A 19,654-nucleotide genomic window follows, 5' to 3' on the forward strand; every position below is an offset into this window, starting at 1 on the left:
GCAGCCAATCAACCTGCAAGAAAAAGCTAATCTTTTTGTATCGCAATGGTGTTTGCGGTGCGATCGATTGTGTTGCCTTCACCTAAATACACAAGCTTGGGTTTAAAGGCCTCTAGCTCGGCATCATCAAATTGCGCATACGCGGCAATAATAACGCGATCGCCTACTTGTACTTTGCGCGCCGCAGCGCCGTTCATTGAAATTGTTTTAGAACCGGCTTCAGCCAAAATCACATAGGTGGTAAAGCGCTCACCATTGTCGACATTATAAATATCAATGCGCTCAAACTCGCGTAAGCCTGCCAATGCCACAAGATCGCTATCAATAGCGCAAGAGCCGTCATACCACAACTCAGCCTGCGTCACCCTTGCCATGTGCAACTTGCCTTTAAGTAGGGTTGATTGCATGAAGAAAACCTCTTATATATCTGATCTATACTGCGTAAATTACTGTACATGATGGCGCACAGCAACGGATTAAAATTTCTTTGTTGACCCATTTTTGCTGCTTTGTGCAACCTGCGTCTGGCGTAGTATCTATTGCGGAATTATTAGCCCAGCTCAACACTTACATTATCAATTAACCTCGCTCCTTGAGTGTACATAGCCCCCAAAATTGTCATTTGGGAGTCATCGCTGGCAGCAGGAAGCAAACTGGCGCTCTCACAAATTGTGAGGTAATCTACTTTAAAGCCCGCCTCTTCTATTTGCTGTCGAGCCGTTTGCTCTAAGGCGTAAAAATCTGATGCCCCTGCGATTAACTGCTCGGCAATCCAGTTTAAGCTTTTATTGAGCTGGTTTGCATGCACGCGTTCGGCCGGCAAAATAAAACCATTGCGCGAGCTCATCGCTAAACCATCGGCTTCACGGACAATATCACCGGCAACAATTTCTACCGGTATACATAAGTCTTCAACCATCCGGCGAATAATAGCTAATTGCTGATAATCTTTTATACCAAAAATAGCTTTGTGTGGTTGCACGATATTAAATAGCTTAGTGACGACTGTGGTGACTCCTTCGAAATGCCCAGGCCTGCTTGCGCCACACAAAACATCGGCCATGCTAGGCACAATCACACGCGCCTGCTGATCCATTCCATTAGGATAGACTTCGTGTTCATCGGGGCAAAACAGGTAATCGCAACCTACCGACTTCAACTTTTGAGTATCTTCTTTGAGCGTGCGCGGGTATTTATCCCAGTCCTCATTTAAGCCAAACTGCAAGCGATTAACAAAAATACTGGAAACCACCACATCGCATAAGCTTTTGGCTTGCTCGACCAAGGCTAAATGCGCACGATGTAAATTACCCATCGTCGGCACGAAGCCAATGGTATGGCCCTGCTGACGGTGCTGCTCTAAAGCCTTGCGCAGGCCAATAATATGATGGAACGTTTGCATAGTATCTCTAATATTAAAACTCTATTTCAGCGACTGCCCAAGCCAATAACGTGTTCATTCAACCAGGGTACTCTGATTCACCCAAGCACAATCGCCTTAATGAAGGTCATCATTAAAGTAATCCGGTGCTAAGTTTTCAAAGCGCGTATATTTACCCACAAAGGCAGCGCGGCAAGTACCAATTTCACCATTACGCTGCTTACCAATAATTAATTCAGCCAAGCCTTTATCGGGACTCTCTTCATTGTAATATTCGTCGCGATAAATAAATAAAATAACATCAGCATCTTGCTCGATGGCACCCGACTCCCTTAGATCACTGTTCATAGGGCGCTTATTTGGGCGCGATTCTACGCTACGGTTAAGCTGAGACAAAGCAATAACTGGGCAGTCGTACTCTTTAGCGAGCGCTTTTAATGAGCGAGAAATCTCCGAGATTTCTTGCGTGCGCCCTTCGGTACTACCAGCAACCTGCATTAACTGTAAATAATCAAGCATAATCATGCCCGGATTACCGTGCTCACGAGCGATCCGCTTAACCCTAGCGCGCACATCACTTGGGGTTAGGCCTGGGGTATCGTCAATAAACAATAATTTATCTTTGAGTTTACGCGCGGCACTTTCTAGCTTAGGCCAATCCTCTTCGAGCAGTTTACCACTGCGAATACGCCCTTGATCAATGCGCCCCAACGACGATAACATACGCATTACCAGCGAATTAGACGGCATTTCCATGCTAAAAATAAGCGTAGGCTTAGGCTGAGTCATCACGGCGGCTTCCACAAAGTTGAGCGCCAAGGCCGTCTTACCCATTGAAGGCCTTGCGGCCAAAATAATAAGCTCACCAGGCTGCCAGCCTGCGGTTCGTTGATCAAGCTCATCAATACCCGTCGCCAAGCCCGTAAGATCGCTATCGGTGCGAAATAACTGATCGATCTTGGCAACTGTGGACTTGAGCAGATTGTTCACACCTTCAAACCCCCCCTCTTTAGGGCGGTCTTCAGAAATTTCGAGCAAGCGCTTTTCGGCCAACTGCAAAAGCTCATCGCTATCAAGCTCGCCTGGACTAAAGCTCGCCTTGCTAATATCTCCTGCCGCGGATATTAGCTGTCTTAACGTAGAGCGCTCACGCACAATACGCGCATACGCGCCTAAATTAGCCGAGCCCGCCACATTGGCGGCTAAATCGGCTAAATAGCTCAACCCTCCGACACTCTCTAGCGCATCTCGCCTGTCGAGCTCTTGTGATACCGTAATCACATCGATCGGTTGATCGTGCTCAACCAAATGCTGCATCACATGAAAGACTTGCCTATGCGCCGCTTTATAAAAATCAGATTCAGAAACAATTTCACATACGGCATCAAATACCGAGGCATCCAGTAGCAGGCCACCTAATACAGACTGTTCGGCCTCAATAGAGCGCGGCATAGCCGATTCAGGCCGCTCAGGAGCGCCGTCATCGTAGTGAAAGTCTGGGTAGTCGGGTTGCATATCTGCCATGGAGATTTTTAGACCATCGAATAAACGCTAGGGTAAACACAAAAAAGGCATGAGTAGATTACATCTACCCATGCCTTTTACGTCAGCTGTTAAACAGCCTATGTTAGCACCAAGGCTTATTCAGCCTCAACAACCAACTTAACCGCTTGAATGACATCAATATGCAATTGAACATCAATATCAAACTCGCCAAGCTCACGCAAAGTTCCTTCAGGTAACTTCACTTCCGCTTTGGCCACTTTAACACCTGCAGCAGTAATGGCACTGGCAATATCACGTACGCCAATAGAACCAAATAGCTTACCTTCATCACCGGCATTAGCTTTGATAGTAACAACTAACTCAGCTAATTGCTCAGCACGGGCCTTAGCCGATGTGTATTTATCGCTGGCAGCAGCTTCTAACTCATTGCGACGTGCTTCAAAATCAGCAACGTTAGCAGCAGTTGCTGTGATGGCTTTGCCTTGTGGCAAAAGATAGTTGCGACCAAAACCAGATTTTACACTGACTTTATCACCAACGGTGCCAAGACGGCCAACTTTTTCAAGTAATATAACTTCCATCTAACTACCCCTTATTCGTGGCTGTCAGTGTAAGGCAATAAAGCAACGTAACGAGCACGCTTAATAGCAGTCGACAATTGACGCTGATATTTTGCTTTAGTACCAGTGATACGGCTAGGTACGATCTTGCCAGTTTCAGAAACATAAGCTTTAAGTGTTTCTAAATCTTTATAGTCGATTTGAACAACACCTTCAGCGGTGAAACGGCAAAATTTACGACGACGGAAAAAACGAGCCATAATTACTTCTCCTCAGTTTCTTCTGCTGCATCGTCGCCAGTTTCTTCGGCGGCTTCTGCTACAGTTTCTTCGGCAGCTTCTGGAGCTGACTCTTCTTGGCGACGCTCAGCACGTTGCTTGCGCTCACGGCTTTCGTTTTCCGCTTTCATGATAGGCGACTCTTCAGTCACAACATCATCCATACGGATAACCATGCTACGTAAAACAGCATCGTTATAACGGAAAGTCGTGGTTAACTCTTGCAACACTTCATCAGTACACTCAACATTCAAAAGAATGTAATGTGCTTTGTGAATTTTGTTGATTGAGTAAGCCAGCTGACGACGACCCCAGTCTTCGTAACGATGAACAGCACCACCAGCATCGGTGACTTGAGCGCTATAACGCTCAACCATACCAGGTACCTGCTCAGATTGGTCAGGGTGGACCAAGAACACGATTTCGTAATGACGCATTGTAAGCTCCTTACGGGTTAAGCCTTCCACTAAATGCGATAAGGCAAGGAGAACCACAGATCAAAAACATGATCGTGGAATCGGGGCGCGGATTGTATAGGGTTTAACCTGTTTGCGCAAATATATTCTACCGGGTGCATATACAATGGTATGGGTATGATCTTGGTATGGGTATGACCTGGTATGGCTATGAATTTGGTATGGCTATGACCTTTAAACGGTCACTCACAATACATGCCAGTCGCTCACCGGCCACTCAACACCCCCAAGCAGTGAGGGAAAATATAACAAACACGTCAATTACTGATCACCTAAACCCGCTAACAGGCCACAAAATAACGATTTAGCGCAGTCAGCTTGCAATAACTGAGCAAAAAGTCTGTATCTCTTTCTTGATATATGACTATGATTAATACATTGAATGCACGAGCTCTAACACCGACGATTCGGAGCAGCTAAGACTCGACAACATCACAGGCCTAAGCCCGCCAGTACTGACTTAAGATCATATAACCTTGGCTATTTACTACAACTTGTTAGCATTTTTGTAGCCAGCAAACTCATCGCTATAGGTCTTTTTCTCACTCTTTTTTTGTTTATTTTATTAATCATCATGCTAACCATTAAACCCAATCAAAGTATCGGTCCGATTTCGTTGGGCATGCATCGCACCGATGTTACACGCCACCTCAACACTTTTCAGCTAGATTGCCGCCACACCCTCAACAGAGATATTTTTGCTGAGGGCAAAATCGTTGTCGATTACAATAGCAATGATGAAGTGATAGCAATTTGTATCAATAGAGACCCTTACTTACCCACCCTAGAGCCTGATCTTTTTGGCTTTAACCCCTTACAGCAAGCCGCCCACAAAACCATTATGCGCATGAGCCTTAAAGGACAGTATGACAACCAAGACCCGCAACTGGGCATGTCTTATATTTATCCGGCACTGGGAGTGTATTTTTGGCGAGATGCCAGCCCAGAAAGCCTACAAAAAGAGCGTCAAGGGCAACGTTTTGGCGGCGCAGAAGATTACGTTTGGTATGAGCAAGCCCTACAAGACTACCAACAATTTCATTGCGTGGGTGTCTTTGCCCCAGGGTACTTGTAACAGAGCACTTGTAGTAAAGTACTTCTCATCGGGCTTTTGAGTAAGGTATCAACACAGCGCACAATCTCACCCTGCAATAAGCCGCCATAGCTCCTACTGCTGCAAGGCCAACAGATGCTAATACAGCAAATCGTCCAACCTCTAGCGCTCAGGCGGCTACGTGAAACACACAAAGAGCGTATATACCCGCGTTAAATCACGCACAACGATAGATAACACTAGAACATAAGCATGTAATCGAGGCTTGCCTCTTGCTGCTGGGCGCTCGCAGCATCAAAGAGCTCAACGCTATGCAGTGCTTCGCGCTGAGTCTCAAACGGTAAAGCGCGGTGAGCTCTGCGCAAAAATACAGAGTCGTAACGCGTTGAGGGTATAAATTGCTGGCCGCCTAACACCAAGGCTTTCACGGCTGAGCTAACACTCGGCGAGCGAGCGGGCAGTAATTGTGTTTGCAAGTCACTCACAGCAAGGCCCGCCTTTTGCGCACCCTCGCGTTCAGCATCGCCCTCTAAGCTCTCAATCATTCGAAAGCCCGAACGATAGCCTTGCTCGGCTAAATCGGAGTGACACTCGCCGCAACCAAAGGCATTAAAAGCATCGCGCCCAACATTATAATCGATGGGCTTGATAGCGGTTGGTGGCGCAACAGGGGTTTGTTGCGGCGTATAAAGCGTTAACCATTGGGCATGCGCTGTGCGTCCAAATACCAAAGCACACAGCAACAGCATGCTCATCAAACCTTGAGTTAAGATTATTTTGGTTAAGACGCTTTTTGTAAACCCCATCACATACCCCACATTCATCAATGGCTACAGTAAAACACACCGTAAGCCATAATACCGTTAGCTAGCACTCAGATTACACCATCACGCTATCAACGGTTTATTTCATATGCTTGAGCAGGCGTGATTTTAAAGCAGGTGGGATATTGTGGATTGTTAAGCTATCGCTTTGTGCATCATAGATCACAGCCTCGCCTAAGCAGCCTGATGAAAAACTCATACTCATTTGCTCATTGCGGCCACTAATACGCACATATTGCCGCAACTGCCCAGCATGCGGCACCAAATCGGCAGCAGGCTTAGCATCATGGGCATCTGCAAACGCCTTAAACTCTGGCGCGCCCTCAGGAGTAACGCTACTTGACAGCGCAGCCAGCGCTACCGACTCACCAGCTTTACTTTGCTCTAGGCAATATTCCACTACTTTTTCGCGGGTTTGCTCAGCTTGCTCGGCCGGCAGTTTTTGAGCGTAATCCTCAACGACGGCAAGCAGCTGTTCAGTTTGCTTTGCGGTATCCAGCTTATCCGTAAAGCCCACCACACTCATAAACCACTCGCTCAATTCTTTTTCGCCTGCGGCCCGCACTAGCGTTAAATATTTCGCGCTATCGCCTGCCTGCCATTCTGTGAGGTTAATGTTAGCAGCCATTAAAAAGCGGCTGACATCTAAATAGTGACTTTCATCTAATTGCAGATCGCCATTAATTGCAAAAGCCGGTTCATGACCCGTCAAAAACAACCATAGCCTATCGCCCGCTTCAAGCTGCTCTAATGCAAAAACGCAATATACATCTAACACGTTTTCAGTAGCAGCCAGCAAGACCTCGGCCTGCTGTATCCACTGCTTAGACAGTGCCACAAACGTCTGCGACTTGTTTTGCCAACCTTTAAGCCAAGCCGGTAACGGGTTCGCGCCAGCATCATCACTAAAGCGCCCATAGACTTTACCGCCACGCTTAAGCCAAGCATGTTTCAAACTGCGCACACAGTCTTCGGTTTTACCATTAAGCGGCCACAACTGCTCACACAACGTTTTCGTCACCTGAGCGTCAGGCGATGTGCGCAATAAGCGATGCGTTATAATTGACGTAAATGCCACTGAAGGCTCCTCTATATAAACTCAATAATTTGAATACATTCAATGCGCTTAATACATAGCGCCCATTATCGTGCATGAGATGAGCGGTAAATCAAGGTACGCGCTCAACAACACAAGCTTTATACATTAAGCGTCATACATTAAGCTCGCGTTTAAACGGCGGCAGAGCCTCTAAAATCGCCTGCCCATAGCGCTTAGTCAGCAAGCGCTTATCTAAAATAGTGACCACGCCGGTATCGGATTCGGTTCGCAATAAGCGTCCGCACGCTTGCACTAACTTAACTGCTGCATCAGGTACACTCATCTGCATAAAAGCATTACCCCCTTGCTGGCCAATCCACTCAGCCATCGCCGCTTCGATGGGGTCATCAGGTACAGCAAACGGAATTTTAGCAATTACCACATGTTCGCAATAACCACCGGGCAAATCAACGCCCTCAGCAAAACTGGCCAAGCCAAATAGCACGCTACCTTGACCTGCATCAATCGCTGCGCGATGGTCAGTAAGCAAGGCCTGCTTAGAGGCAGCGCCTTGCATTAAAATGACCTTTTGTAGCGCCTGCGGCACAGCTTCGTAAACCTGCAACATTTGCCGGCGCGACGAAAACAACACCAAAGAACCCTGCTTGAGATCTAAAATTTTAGGCAGTAGCTCAATCATATTTTGCGTATGTAAGGCCGCATTTTGGGCCTCAACCGCCTCTTTGGGGATGCGCAAAACGGCATGATTGGGGTAATCAAAAGGGCTCGGAACTATCTCAAAGGTTGCATCACTGGGCACGCCGCCGCGCATAGAGAAGCGATCAAAAGAGCCGAGCGCTGTTAACGTGGCCGATGTCGCAATAGCTGAATAACAAGGCTCCCATAATCGCTCAGTTAAGGTGTGCGAAGCCAATACAGGGCTAGATACAAGCTCAAAATCAACTGCTTCGCCTTGATCGACCAGCGTGACCCAGCGCGCCATGGGCCATTTAGGGTCAGCAGTACTGTGGGCAAAACTGTCAAATAATTTTTGTGCCGCCTCAGCCCGTGACCACCATGCCCCCAAGACACCAAAAGCCGCCTCACAGCTGTTTTTCTCAACCGGACTATGCTCATTTTCTAATAAGCGACCTACTTCATCGGCTATTTTCTCTAAGGCTAGCGCTAAATCGGTAAACCGCCTGTATGCCTCAAGGGCAATTTCAGACATATCCGCCGACACCTCACCTTGCTCAAAGCGATAGCGTACTACCGGCTGATTAGCATCCATTAATGGGATCAACGCTTTGAGCAAAGGTGGTAGCAGGTCGATCGCTTGGCGTGCACCTTTGAGTATTTGCTCCATACCTTGTGCACGCGCTACAACGCTCACCGCTGCCGCAAAAGGCTCGATAAAACTAGCCCACTGCCCTTCGGTCTGACCGAGCCAGCGGCTGGTGGCGACTATGCGTGCATGAGCGGCAAAATGGCTTAAGGCCTTATCGGGTAAATGGTGACCTTCATCAAAAATATAAATAGTCTCACTAGGCTTAGGCAAAATCGCGCCGCCCCCTAGTGCTAAATCGGCCAAAACTAAATCGTGATTAGCCACAATCACATGCGCCTCATCAAGGCTTTCACGCGCTTTAAAAAAAGCACAATTGCGAACGTGCGAACAGCTGCGACCGGTACACTGACGGTGATCGGTTGTAACTCTGGCCCACTGCTGCTGAGGGATCTCTTCTTTCCAGCTATCGCGATCACCATCCCATTGATTACCCGCCAACTTCTGGATCATATCGGTATACAAAGGCGTATCGGCATCGCTGGCAATCACTTCTTCGTATAGAGGCAAGAAAGGGTCTTCTTCTTCGGCGAGTAAACGATCAAGCTTACTTAAACATAAGTAGCGCCCACGGCCTTTAGCCAATGTGTAATCAAACGCTAACTGACTATGTTTACGCACATCGGGTAAATCTTTGAACATAATTTGCTCTTGCAGAGCAATCGTAGCGGTTGAAATAACTACTTTTTTATCGAGCATTCGCGCGACAGGAATCGCCGATAGTAAATAAGCCACCGTTTTACCCGTCCCAGTGCCTGCTTCAACAACACAGACATGCCCAGTACCTTGACGCTCACCAGCATCATCGCTATTAATATTACCCAAGGTGCGTGCTATAGCCGCAATCATGAGCTTTTGACCATAACGCGGCTTGTGCCCTTTGGCCTTAAGGTAGGTTGAATAGCCTTGCTGAATACAAAGCTTTAACTCATCGCTGAGCATTAGCTTGCATCTGCTGAGGATTGAAGACTGCCGATATCTAATTGGGCCTGTACAGGATTGGCGTAAATATTTAAAAATTGCTCGCGAAAAGCCTCTGGGCACGCACGCAAACGCGCCTCGAAATGCTTTTTAGCCTCAGAGTGCTCAGCTGGCACGTAAGGCTTTGCGTGCGCGCCCACATTCACCGCTGGCGCACGCCCGTGAATAATCTCATGTGCAATACAGTTAGTCGGGTGCAGTACGTACCTTGCAGCTATGCACCGATCAAGCCGGTTAGCAACATCTTCGACCGAGGTTAAATCAGCCCCAAAAGGCTGCCCAAAAGCAACATGCACGCCGTTTTTTTGCCCTGTAATCCCCTGCGCAATACTGCGTACATCTTCATGCTCGGCCTTCTGGTAGGCGCCCTGCTCAGCGGTTAGTGTCAGCTCACGGGCTTTCATCGTATCGCAGGGGTCAAGCTCATAGCTAATGCTAACAGGCACAATATTAAGACGCGCCATATAATCGCCAAAATCATCCGCTTTGGGCTTGTTAAGCGCTAGCATGCTGATAATGGCAGGATTAGAGATATCGAGGCTATCTTTGGCGCGGCCTTCTCGCTGGGCAATCCAGATATTTGCCTGATCATCAACGAGTGAGTGGTGAATATAAGCCGAAAGTTGCTTGGCCGCTTTAAACTTTTCACGTGGCGCCGTAGCACTGCGATTGACCACAAAACACTTATTGAGTCGCATTAGATCACTGGCAAACGGCTTTGTGAGCAAATTGTCACCAATGGCGATGCGCAAAGTTTGAAACCCATTTTGAAACAGTATCCAATTGACAAAAGCTGGGTCCATCGCAATATCACGGTGATTACTAATAAATAAATACGGCCGGCTTTTATCGAGCAGCTCTAAGCCCGAGGTTGTCAGTGAAGTTGTTGTCTCATCAATATTTTTTTGTAGGTAGTTTTCGATTTTAGCTTGAAAGCCTTCTACAGTAGTGACCCCTGCCAATTCTTTATGTAACGCTCTGCGCGCTAAAGGGCGGGCCAAGCCTGCCGCCAATCGGCTCATCAGCGGGCTTTTCAGGCGCACGATTGCATCTACAAATTCATTGTCAGCCAGTAGGCGCAAGAGTACAGAGTGCACTTCATCGTCATTGTATGGGCGGATATCGTCAAAATCAGACATGGTGGTAAGTCATTATTCCAAAAAGCGGACAAACATACCGAAAAGCCCTGCTAATTACCACTTTAAAAAAAGCCAACCAGCTCAACGGTTAATTCGCAATCAGTCAGCACAAAAAATATGCTGTGATACACTTTTTGTAGATACGGGGTAATCTACTGAATGAAAATATTACTTGTCGAAGACAGCGCCACACTGCGCTATGCGATTAGCCGCTACATTACAGAGGTGGGTCACGAAGCAGTATTAGCGCAAGACGGCGAAGAAGCCATGCATATTGTCGACGCCACCGCTGTGGATATGATTATTATGGATGTGGAAATGCCTGGGCTTGATGGCTTTGAAACCACTAGGCTTATTCGTGAAATGCTGGGCGAGCACTGGGTGCCCATTATTTTTGTGACCGGTAAGAGTGAAGAGGGCGACTTTCAAGATGGCATCGAGGCAGGCGGTGATGATTACTTAATCAAGCCTATCAGCCGCATTATTTTAAAAGCGAAAATTAAAGCCATGGAGCGCATTCTTGACATGCGCAATCAACTCAACTTGGCCAATCGTGAGCTCACCGAACTCAGTGAGCGCGATAGCCTGACTCGCCTCTATAACCGCCGTACATTCGAAAACCGCGCTCTAGGCTACTGGCGACAAGCCAATCGTGCACGTGAGCCCTTGAGTGTCTTACTGCTTGATATAGATCATTTTAAAACTTTTAATGATACCTACGGCCACATTGCAGGCGATGATTGCATACGCAGTGTCGCTGATGCTATTGCACAGAGCGCAAATCGCCCTGGTGATATTGTTGCACGCTACGGCGGCGAAGAGTTTGTGGTATTACTGACCAACACTCCCGAATCAGGTGCGCGCCATGTGGCCGAACAAATACGCCTTGCCGTTGCCGGCCTGCAAATTGCGCATAAAAACTCTAGTGCCTCGGAATTTGTCACGCTATGCGTCGGTGGCGCTACCTTAAACAATACACATAATGGAGATTTATCCTCATTGATACACGCCGCCGATCAGGGCTTGTATCGTGCCAAAGGCGCAGGCAGAAACTGCGTCAGCGTCAAGCAATTCACACCACTACCCAAACTATTGTTACTCGATAAGCACGCTCATACCAAACCACTCATTGAGCGCCAACTATTGAGCCACTGCACACTGATTAATGTCGACAGCTACACTGACGCTCTCAGCGCCACACAACAACAGCGCCCCGATATTGTCGTTATCGATGATGACGACATTCACGAGGCGCTGAATTTTTGCAAAAACTTATCCGAACTCGATGCCGTACGCGTGCCAGTTATTTTAGTTACAGCCGATGATGGCTCCAGTGCCCAGTCCCCTTTTGATCAGCTTGTGATTTTACCCAAACCACTCGACAGCCGTAGCTTACTTGCCAACATTAATCGCTTTTTAGTTTAAAACGATTAATGGCTTCTTTTTTAGCACTTAACCTCCTAAAATACCTCGTTTTATGCTGTGGCTGATGATTCCTCTCAGCTCACTTTTACCGAGGATAACCCTATGCCTTCTTTTGATATTGTTTCTGAAGTTAATACTACCGACGCTCGCCATGCCGTCGAAAATGCCACCCGCGAACTCGCCACCCGTTTTGACTTCAGAAATGTTGAGGCCAGTTTTGAATGGCAGCAAGATCATGCCGTAATTAAAGCCGAAAGTGACTTCCAGCTCGAGCAAATGCTCGATATTTTACGCGGCAATTTAACCCGTCAAAAAGTCGATAACAAAACCATGGATATCAGCGACCCGGTTCACACCGGTAAAACGTTTAGTCAAACCATTCGATTTAAGGAAGGTATCGATAGCTTAGTCGCCAAAAAACTCGTTAAGATTATTAAAGAGAGCAAAATTAAAGTACAAAGTAGTATTCAAGGTGAACAAGTTCGCGTGACGGGTAAAAAGCGCGATGAGCTACAGGCCATTATGGCATTAGTACGTGCAGAAGATTTAGGCCAGCCTTTTCAATTTAATAATTTTCGCGACTGATCAACACTCAGATCGCTATTGAGCGACTGCACTCAAAGCCCTAATACCCACAGACATCGCAATGTCGCAATCAAAAATCACTGACGAAGACTAAAAGCTTACAGAGGAACACCCGTGAATACCGAAAACGCCAAACAAGAGCTCCTGCGCCAAACGGCCAAAATCAGCTGGGCAGAGCTACAACGCTATTTTGCCGCAGGCAAAGTTATTTATGTCGAGGCGAGTCTCGATCTTATTGATGTTGGCGTTGCTTTAATTCAAGACGACAAAGCCGCCTTTAATACATGGACAAATAATCAATTAATTTACCCCGTCAACGATGAGCAAGCCCAAGTATGGAGCGCCAACGCTGCCACTTTGTGGGCGAGTGTGGTATCGCCTTGGGTATTGGTGCAGCCTTTAAAAACGCAAGAACAAGAGCATTTAAAAGCACAAGATCAAAAGATACACTAAGTCCCGCGCTAACAGTACCTGTGCTCAAGTCATCAATAGCTTGAGCAACTCAATATATACATGGCATCTTTTACAATAAGCGCCTCCTTTGCCTATTAATGCAACAAATGAGAGGTGGCCTGGGGCTCTTTATCCGCGGCCAATTGCATTTCTTGAACAGCTTCTAAACCGGCCTCTATCATAGCCTTGGCGACAAGCATGGGGGCATCGCCTGTTGGGCTTTCTAAGAAGTATTGCGATTCCTCCGAAAAACGAATACGCAGCAAGGGCTCGTGCTCTCGCTCATCATCACCAGCGCGGCATAAGCCTATTTCGCCTTCAGCAAGCTGTACAATTTCATAAAGCACTTGCTCATCATCTAACTCGGACATAACAGCTATTTTTCTCAGTATTATTAATCATCAATCACACATTCACGCGCTAAACATCGTTAGCGTATATGAAACCCATACTTCAACATTCTAACGCTTGCTCTCGTTCACCTAGTATTTGTGCTTCTACCGCTTGCCAAGCCTCAATAAAAACACTGGGCAACACCTGCTTCAAACGACTATTTTTATGGGGACTAGTGCCCGCCGGTACAGCCCTGGATGTTGCTATAATAGCGTCATCCACCATCGGCTCCGTTAGCGATGTCTCGGCTAATAAGCCTTGGCGATACCGGTGATCAAACGGTTCATTCACTTGTTTTACTGCCTGCCATATACACGCCACCGCACTATCAAGCTCGGCCTCCCAAGCCAGCCAATACGCGATGGGAGCTGCATCGCAATCGAGCAGTTTTTGCCAGTGCGCAAAGGACCTTCCGCTATTTAAGCGCTGCCAAAGGGCAGACTGAAAACGTCTTTGTGTACGCTCGGCACAGTATCCCATCAAAGCAAGTTCAGCCGCTCGTACAGCGGCACAAAATAAGCTTTTCTCGTGTAAAGGCTGCTCGGCTCGCTTCAATTCAGCCACGAGACAACGCACTTGTGCACGCTGATCATCAACAAAACGACTGTATGCTATATCTACCACAAGCCATCTACCTAGTTTATAAGAACGATGAATAAAACGGTGTCATCACATGATACGTGAAAACCTTAAAACGATAGCGGAACCGATAATGGAACCATCGCAGCGAGCTCGCTTATCGGTAATGGGGCCGAACCAAACGCGATTGGCTCCGCGCCCATATCATTCAATAACTCCGCTCAAATACTATGCGCCGCTCGCGGCTAGGCCTTAGTCAGTATTAGTCTTTTTTTTGGCTGACGCTTTTTTAGCGGGTGCTTTTTTAGCGGGTGCTTTTTTAACAGGCTTTTCTTGCACTTGCCATCGCCCACCCTCATAAAAGGCCTTCCAGCCGGTGGGCTTACCATCGACCTCAGACTGTACGTACTGCTCTTTCGTTTTACGACTATAGCGAATAATGGTGTCATTACCGTCGCTATCTTCTGTTGGCGCTTTCATTAAAAAAGCGTATTTAGGGTCGACCTGCTCTTGAACCGTGAGCAACTCTTTGACCAAAGGTGCGCGTGTTTCGCGGTTCTTAGGGAACTGGCTTGCCGCCAAAAACATCCCCGAGGCACCATCGCGTAGCACATAATGATCTTCGACTTTGTCGCAGATTAAATGCGGCATATCAACAGGGTCCATTTTAGGTGGCGCAGCTTCACCGTTGCGCAACAGCTTGCGAGTGTTTTTACACTCTTCGTTCATGCACCCAAAGTACTTACCAAAGCGGCCATTTTTAAGCTGCATTTCGGCACCGCATTTATCACACTCAAGTAGCGGCCCTTCGTAACCTTTGATTTTAAACGCGCCGTGCTCTATTTCATAACCACTACAATCAGGGTTATTGCCGCAAATATGGAGTTTGCGCTGCTCATCAAGTAGGTAATTATCCATGGCAGTATTGCATTTACCACAGCGACGTTTATTGCGTAACTGTAAGGTTTCTGCTTCGTCATCATCGGCATCCATACTGACCGCTTCATCACCAGGCACCAAATTCATAGTGTTTTTACAGCGCTCTTTAGGGGGTAAAGCGTAGCCCGAGCATCCTAAAAACACCCCCGTACTGCCGGTACGAATTTGCATATGACGGCCGCACTTGTCACAGACAATATCGGTCTCGGTGGGCGCATTTTCACGCATTCCAAATTCATCGCCCGATGCTTTGGTTAACTGATTCGTAAAATCAGCGTAAAACTCATCGAGCAATTCATGCCAGTCTTTCTTGCCTTCGGCAACCGTATCTAACAGTCCCTCCATTTTGGCGGTAAAGCTATAATCCATTAATCCCGAAAAACTCTCGACCAAACGGTCAGTCACAATGTCGCCCATTTTATCGGCATAAAACCGGCGGTTTTGTACGTGTACATAACCGCGATCTTGAATTGTCGAAATAATAGAGGCATACGTTGATGGCCGACCAATCCCTTGCTTTTCAAGCTCTTTAACCAAACTGGCTTCGGTAAAACGCGCAGGTGGCTTAGTAAAATGTTGATTAGGTAGCAAAGCATGCTTATGCAGCTGATCGCCTACTTTAATATCGGGTAATAAACCATCGTCTTCTTTTTTACCTGCCGGCGGGCTGACCTTCAAAAAGCCATCAAAGCGCATGACGCGACCTTTAACGCGCAATTGATAATCGCCAGCAGCAATCACAACCGATGTACTGGTGAATTCGGCCGGTACCATTTGGCAGGCTACAAACTGCTGCCAAATTAAAGTGTATAAACGCTCAGCATCACGCTCCATACCTGCTAACTGCGTAGGTAGGCGAGTCACGTCCGATGGGCGAATTGCCTCATGCGCCTCTTGTGCACCTTCTTTGCTCGAGTAGTTAATCGGTGCATCGGGTAAATATTTTTTCCCGTATTGCTGTTCAACGTAGTCACGGCAATTAGCAACAGCCTCAGCGCTTAGGTTGGTTGAATCTGTACGCATGTAGGTAATAAAACCCGCCTCATACAAGCGCTGCGCTAAAACCATGGTTTTTTTCACCCCAAAGCTCAGCCGCGTACTCGCCGCTTGCTGTAAAGTTGAGGTAATAAATGGCGCGCTGGGCTTGGACTTGGTAGGCTTGTCATCACGCGCGACTACCTCATAGTTACTGCTCGTTAGCGCATCAATAGCCGTCTGGGTTTGAGCTTGTGTAACCGGCGTGAAAGCCGCATTTTTAAATTTTTTAACTTCACACTTCAAACGCTCGCCAGTAGCAGTATCAAGCTCGGCAAACAGTGTCCAATACTCTTCTGGAATAAAGGCGCGAATCTCGCTCTCACGCGCAGTCACCAAGCGCACAGCCACCGATTGTACACGCCCAGCCGATAAACCTCGTGCCACCTTCGCCCACAATAAAGGCGATACCATATAACCTACAACACGGTCTAAAAAGCGGCGGGCCTGCTGTGCGTTAACACGATTGATATCCAGTTTACTGGGCTTTTTAAAGGCCTCTTGGATTGCACTTTTCGTGATTTCATTAAAAACAACCCGCTGATAACGCGACTCATCACCGCCAATCGCTTCGCGTAAATGCCAGGCAATGGCCTCTCCCTCTCTATCCAAATCCGTTGCAAGATAAATTTCATCCGCATCTTCGGCTAGCTTGCGTAGCTCTGCGACGACCTTTTCTTTGCCTGGCAGTATCTCGTAATGAGCAGCCCAGTTGTTATCAGGGTCAATCCCCATGCGTTTGACCAACTGGTCTTTAGATTTTTTCGCTTTGTATTTAGCCTTGTCATCTGGTGACATTTTGCGTGTTAACGCCGCCTGCGCTGCTCGCGCTTTGGGGTCAACTGGGGTGCTAGAGCCACTTGTTGGTAAATCGCGAATATGACCTACGCTCGACTTCACAACAAACTGGCTACCGAGATACTTATTGATGGTTTTCGCTTTTGCTGGCGATTCCACAATAACAAGAGACTTGCCCATAATTATTCGCTTAGTTGGTTAAATATTGTTCTTTAAGGCCGCTAACAACCTTGGCGATGTGCGCATATATAAGTGCTTGGAAGCTCTAGGTCAAGCAAAGCCAACGTATTAGTTATAGACGACTGTTAACTTATACTCATTAAAAAGATGAAAAAAGCAAAGATCGCAAGCCAAAAGCTTGCTCCCAAAATACCCGCAACTGCTATGCTTTAAGCAGCCCCTCTGAATCAAAAAGAGCCTTAAAGCGACTATTTATAGCGTGTTTCATCTGACTAGGCTATGTCAACCCTTTATTAACGCGGCATTATGAATACACTTGTTATCACAATATTATTGATATTTCTCGCCACTTTTTCATTGCTGACCGTTAATTTTGTGAATAGGCGCGAGTTGCGGCGCAAATTAATTGCTCAAAAAATCACATTGTTGAGACGTCGTATTGCTGAGCTCGAAGAGATGGCCGCCTGCATTGAGCCCCTGCTGGAATCAACTCAAATACCGCGTGCGATCAATGATGAAATTATTCACTTGCTCGAAACCATCATTCAACTCGACAACCGCAATACATATATGGAGACCACCTTAGATTCGGCTAAAGCCCTGTCCGAAGACTTATCTTTAGAAAAGCGCTCGTGCCAGCTAATGCGCAACTTATCCAGTGACTCACAAGTAGCGCGCTGTAAATTTCAGCTGAATGAGGCCGCTAAGCTCATCCGCAAAAACCAACAAACTGGACGCATAGAAGCTCTAGAAGGCGATGCTTTTATTCTAGAGCTGTCTTGGGGCCTGATGATGATAGAGGTTGTGACCTATGTCAATCAAGGGCATGTCAGCCTCAAGCAAAACGACCATTTAAAGGCTTACGGTTACTACAAGCATGCGCAACAAGTGTTAATTGCAAGCTCTCACCCCGATGAGCGTCGGCAAAGATTAATCAAAGAGGTATCAGATATGCTTGGCAATCGCCGCAGGGCACTATCGCTCGATTTAATGCCGGAGTCAGCCAACAACCCAACCGCCGAAACCTCTGCACCAACTGATTCAGAACCTGCCGTCGAACCAACGCCCCCCACAGAACCGGAGCCCACCGATACCCCGCCGCCACCTTAAAAACATCAAGACACCCTGACGAACATCGTAAACTAAACCGCCCTCAACCCCAGAGCAACCAACGCCTTAAAGAGCCTGCATCGAGGGGCCGATGCATTTTACCAAGCTGCTCCCTAGACGCACTTTTTGTTTTAACTGCGTACTTCGCGCAGATACACACGCGCACAAAAAGCACAGTGGCGCTAGTGCCACTGTGCTTTCATCTGTTTTCACTTTGGCTACGCCAGGATCTCCAACCCCTTCTCAGCTACCAAGTTAAGCAGCTTTAGATGGGTCATTAGGCCTTTTAGCGCCTTGACTTGCCTTTACTCGGGTGCGGATACGCTTGATTTGCACGGCTGAGTATTCGTTCACTGGCGGCAAGCATAGTGCGTCGAACTCGCGCAGCGTGGTTTCTTTCATCACGCCAGTAGCATGCCAGTCTTTAGCGTTGCCATGAACTATATCTAAGATTGATTTATCCATCGTTTTCTATCTCGATTAGCGCCGCGCTTAATGGCTTTGATTAATGCTTTATCGCTGTATTCCGGTAATCCTTTACCTAAGCAGTTTAGAGATTCGGGTGTCCTAGATATTTGCGTAATAACCACCTGATCGCTATCGGTTGAATTGTTCGCTTAAGCGTAGAAACTGGTTAATTATTATGCAAAGTTTTGAGTGAGTGTCCCTGTAAGTTCGTAGTCAAAGGCCACGTTACGGGGAATACCACAAAATCATCAGGAATGATTTTGAACAGCTTTAGCTGGCCCGGAGGGCGAATACCACGGAAGGTATTCGTAAACCAATAGCTCGTGGTTAAACGCGTACTGAATTTACCCCTTACTCGCTCAACGAAAGTCGGCTGCTGATAAGTCACAACATTGCTACTTTTCGCCTGAATTTGATCTTACACCGCATTTAAGCCAAGGTAACTTAAAATGGTTGCGGTTAGCAGGTTACCAAATACATCTTGACCTGTTAAAGCCCCTATTGCCGCTTCATCATCACTTTCCAGCGCGGCTTTGGTGGTCTCTAATTCTGCTTGTAAGCGTGTTAGCTCGGCAGGGTTGGTGCCTTGTAGGCCCAACCCAATCGCTTGATATTCACCGGTAGTCATACTGTTATCCGATTGGCTCCAGCTAAAGGCGGGGTGATATAAGGCGAGGGTTTCGTGTAATTAGCCACCCATGTCACGGCGGGTTCAATATCGCCATTTTCATCGGGTAGTTAGAGTGCGTATCCCTGCAAGTTGATGAGCCAGCCGCTCACTAAAAAACCTCAGAAACTGGCCATATCTAGTCATTTAGATATGGCCAACAACTAAGGTTTTGAATTACCGATTATCGGATTTTGGGTTTTCCATCTTTAGCGCACAATAAAATGTCCGAATTTAGCTGACCAGAACACTATGGTGCCTACCAAAAAAATAACTCCAAGTTATTAGCTTGGGGCTATTAATGGTTTTTATTAAAATAAAACGCTATCAATGATTATTTTTTACATCAAAGCTCACTTAGCAATATATTTTCGTGTCTTTTTTGATCCATGCTCGACCAACTAGATGTTCTTCTCTTCTATTTTTAAAAATAATCTAG

Annotated in this window: 20 protein-coding genes; 5 read left to right on the plus strand and 15 right to left on the minus strand. The window is 47.0% G+C overall.

The window, feature by feature from the left end:
* Window positions 1–26: 26 nt before the first annotated feature.
* The 6 genes from panD to rpsF all read right to left on the minus strand — a co-directional run bounded on the left by panD (window position 27) and on the right by rpsF (window position 4,162).
* On the minus strand, window positions 27–407 hold the full coding sequence (gene panD / locus AC438_RS01820) for an aspartate 1-decarboxylase (protein WP_053979569.1): 381 nt from the start codon (window positions 405–407) through the stop codon (window positions 27–29).
* A gap of 143 nt (window positions 408–550) precedes the next feature.
* Entirely contained in the window at window positions 551–1,402 is an 852-nt protein-coding gene (panC, locus tag AC438_RS01825; protein ID WP_053979570.1) for a pantoate--beta-alanine ligase, read from the minus strand.
* Window positions 1,403–1,498: 96 nt separating this feature from the next.
* The gene (dnaB, locus tag AC438_RS01830; protein WP_053979598.1) at window positions 1,499–2,833 is read right to left on the minus strand and encodes a replicative DNA helicase; all 1,335 of its coding nucleotides are present in this window, start codon (window positions 2,831–2,833) and stop codon (window positions 1,499–1,501) included.
* A gap of 188 nt (window positions 2,834–3,021) precedes the next feature.
* Window positions 3,022–3,468, minus strand: a complete 447-nt coding sequence (rplI, locus tag AC438_RS01835; RefSeq protein WP_053979571.1) for a 50S ribosomal protein L9 — start codon at window positions 3,466–3,468, stop codon at window positions 3,022–3,024.
* A gap of 11 nt (window positions 3,469–3,479) precedes the next feature.
* The gene (gene rpsR / locus AC438_RS01840; RefSeq protein ID WP_053979572.1) at window positions 3,480–3,707 is read right to left on the minus strand and encodes a 30S ribosomal protein S18; all 228 of its coding nucleotides are present in this window, start codon (window positions 3,705–3,707) and stop codon (window positions 3,480–3,482) included.
* A gap of 2 nt (window positions 3,708–3,709) precedes the next feature.
* Entirely contained in the window at window positions 3,710–4,162 is a 453-nt protein-coding gene (rpsF, locus tag AC438_RS01845) for a 30S ribosomal protein S6 (RefSeq protein WP_053979573.1), read from the minus strand.
* A 613-nt stretch (window positions 4,163–4,775) separates the two neighbouring features.
* Between rpsF and AC438_RS01850 the strand changes: the two genes are divergently transcribed.
* Entirely contained in the window at window positions 4,776–5,276 is a 501-nt protein-coding gene (locus tag AC438_RS01850; RefSeq protein WP_156316965.1) for a hypothetical protein, read from the plus strand.
* A gap of 218 nt (window positions 5,277–5,494) precedes the next feature.
* Here AC438_RS01850 and AC438_RS01855 read toward each other — a convergent pair whose 3' ends face one another.
* The 4 genes from AC438_RS01855 to AC438_RS01870 form a co-directional block, all read right to left on the minus strand.
* Window positions 5,495–6,061 (minus strand): hypothetical protein, encoded by a 567-nt coding sequence (locus AC438_RS01855; RefSeq protein ID WP_156316966.1) that lies wholly within the window; start codon window positions 6,059–6,061, stop codon window positions 5,495–5,497.
* A 97-nt stretch (window positions 6,062–6,158) separates the two neighbouring features.
* A complete protein-coding gene (locus tag AC438_RS01860; protein ID WP_053979576.1) occupies window positions 6,159–7,157 on the minus strand; it encodes a nucleoid-associated protein in 999 nt (332 codons plus the stop codon).
* A 133-nt stretch (window positions 7,158–7,290) separates the two neighbouring features.
* Window positions 7,291–9,405, minus strand: a complete 2,115-nt coding sequence (dinG, locus tag AC438_RS01865) for an ATP-dependent DNA helicase DinG (protein ID WP_053979577.1) — start codon at window positions 9,403–9,405, stop codon at window positions 7,291–7,293.
* The gene (locus AC438_RS01870; protein ID WP_053979578.1) at window positions 9,405–10,583 is read right to left on the minus strand and encodes a 1-acyl-sn-glycerol-3-phosphate acyltransferase; all 1,179 of its coding nucleotides are present in this window, start codon (window positions 10,581–10,583) and stop codon (window positions 9,405–9,407) included. The genes dinG and AC438_RS01870 overlap by 1 nt, the downstream gene beginning before the upstream one ends.
* Window positions 10,584–10,742: 159 nt before the next feature.
* Here AC438_RS01870 and AC438_RS01875 point away from each other — a divergent pair, with 159 nt between their 5' ends.
* The 3 genes from AC438_RS01875 (at window position 10,743) to AC438_RS01885 (ending at window position 13,046) form a co-directional block, all read left to right on the plus strand.
* Window positions 10,743–12,008: a GGDEF domain-containing response regulator gene (locus AC438_RS01875; protein ID WP_053979579.1), complete on the plus strand. Its 1,266-nt coding sequence runs from the start codon at window positions 10,743–10,745 to the stop codon at window positions 12,006–12,008.
* A 102-nt stretch (window positions 12,009–12,110) separates the two neighbouring features.
* Complete coding sequence (locus tag AC438_RS01880; RefSeq protein ID WP_053979599.1) at window positions 12,111–12,593, plus strand: YajQ family cyclic di-GMP-binding protein; 483 nt, start codon at window positions 12,111–12,113, stop codon at window positions 12,591–12,593.
* A 114-nt stretch (window positions 12,594–12,707) separates the two neighbouring features.
* Window positions 12,708–13,046, plus strand: coding sequence for a DUF2288 domain-containing protein (locus tag AC438_RS01885; RefSeq protein ID WP_053979580.1), 339 nt, complete (start codon window positions 12,708–12,710; stop codon window positions 13,044–13,046).
* Window positions 13,047–13,141: 95 nt separating this feature from the next.
* Here AC438_RS01885 and AC438_RS01890 read toward each other — a convergent pair whose 3' ends face one another.
* The 3 genes from AC438_RS01890 to topA form a co-directional block, all read right to left on the minus strand.
* On the minus strand, window positions 13,142–13,417 hold the full coding sequence (locus AC438_RS01890; protein ID WP_053979581.1) for a hypothetical protein: 276 nt from the start codon (window positions 13,415–13,417) through the stop codon (window positions 13,142–13,144).
* An 82-nt stretch (window positions 13,418–13,499) separates the two neighbouring features.
* Window positions 13,500–14,063 carry a hypothetical protein gene (locus AC438_RS01895; protein ID WP_053979582.1) on the minus strand — a complete coding sequence of 188 codons (564 nt, stop codon included), beginning with the start codon at window positions 14,061–14,063 and terminating at the stop codon, window positions 13,500–13,502.
* 207 nt (window positions 14,064–14,270) lie between these two features.
* Window positions 14,271–16,970 (minus strand): type I DNA topoisomerase, encoded by a 2,700-nt coding sequence (topA, locus tag AC438_RS01900; RefSeq protein WP_053979583.1) that lies wholly within the window; start codon window positions 16,968–16,970, stop codon window positions 14,271–14,273.
* Between the two features lie 306 nt (window positions 16,971–17,276).
* On the opposite strand from topA, the gene AC438_RS01905 reads away from it, so the two are divergent.
* The gene (locus AC438_RS01905; RefSeq protein WP_053979584.1) at window positions 17,277–18,080 is read left to right on the plus strand and encodes a hypothetical protein; all 804 of its coding nucleotides are present in this window, start codon (window positions 17,277–17,279) and stop codon (window positions 18,078–18,080) included.
* Between the two features lie 255 nt (window positions 18,081–18,335).
* Here the strand turns inward: AC438_RS01905 and AC438_RS01910 are convergent, their stop codons facing one another.
* Together AC438_RS01910 and AC438_RS01915 are read right to left on the minus strand one after the other, a co-directional pair.
* Window positions 18,336–18,545 carry a hypothetical protein gene (locus tag AC438_RS01910; RefSeq protein WP_202904684.1) on the minus strand — a complete coding sequence of 70 codons (210 nt, stop codon included), beginning with the start codon at window positions 18,543–18,545 and terminating at the stop codon, window positions 18,336–18,338.
* Between the two features lie 421 nt (window positions 18,546–18,966).
* Window positions 18,967–19,176, minus strand: a complete 210-nt coding sequence (locus AC438_RS01915; RefSeq protein ID WP_053979585.1) for a hypothetical protein — start codon at window positions 19,174–19,176, stop codon at window positions 18,967–18,969.
* Window positions 19,177–19,654 lie beyond the last annotated feature (478 nt).

The organism is Marinagarivorans algicola, from assembly GCF_001292705.1.
Taxonomy (GTDB): domain Bacteria; phylum Pseudomonadota; class Gammaproteobacteria; order Pseudomonadales; family Cellvibrionaceae; genus Marinagarivorans; species Marinagarivorans algicola.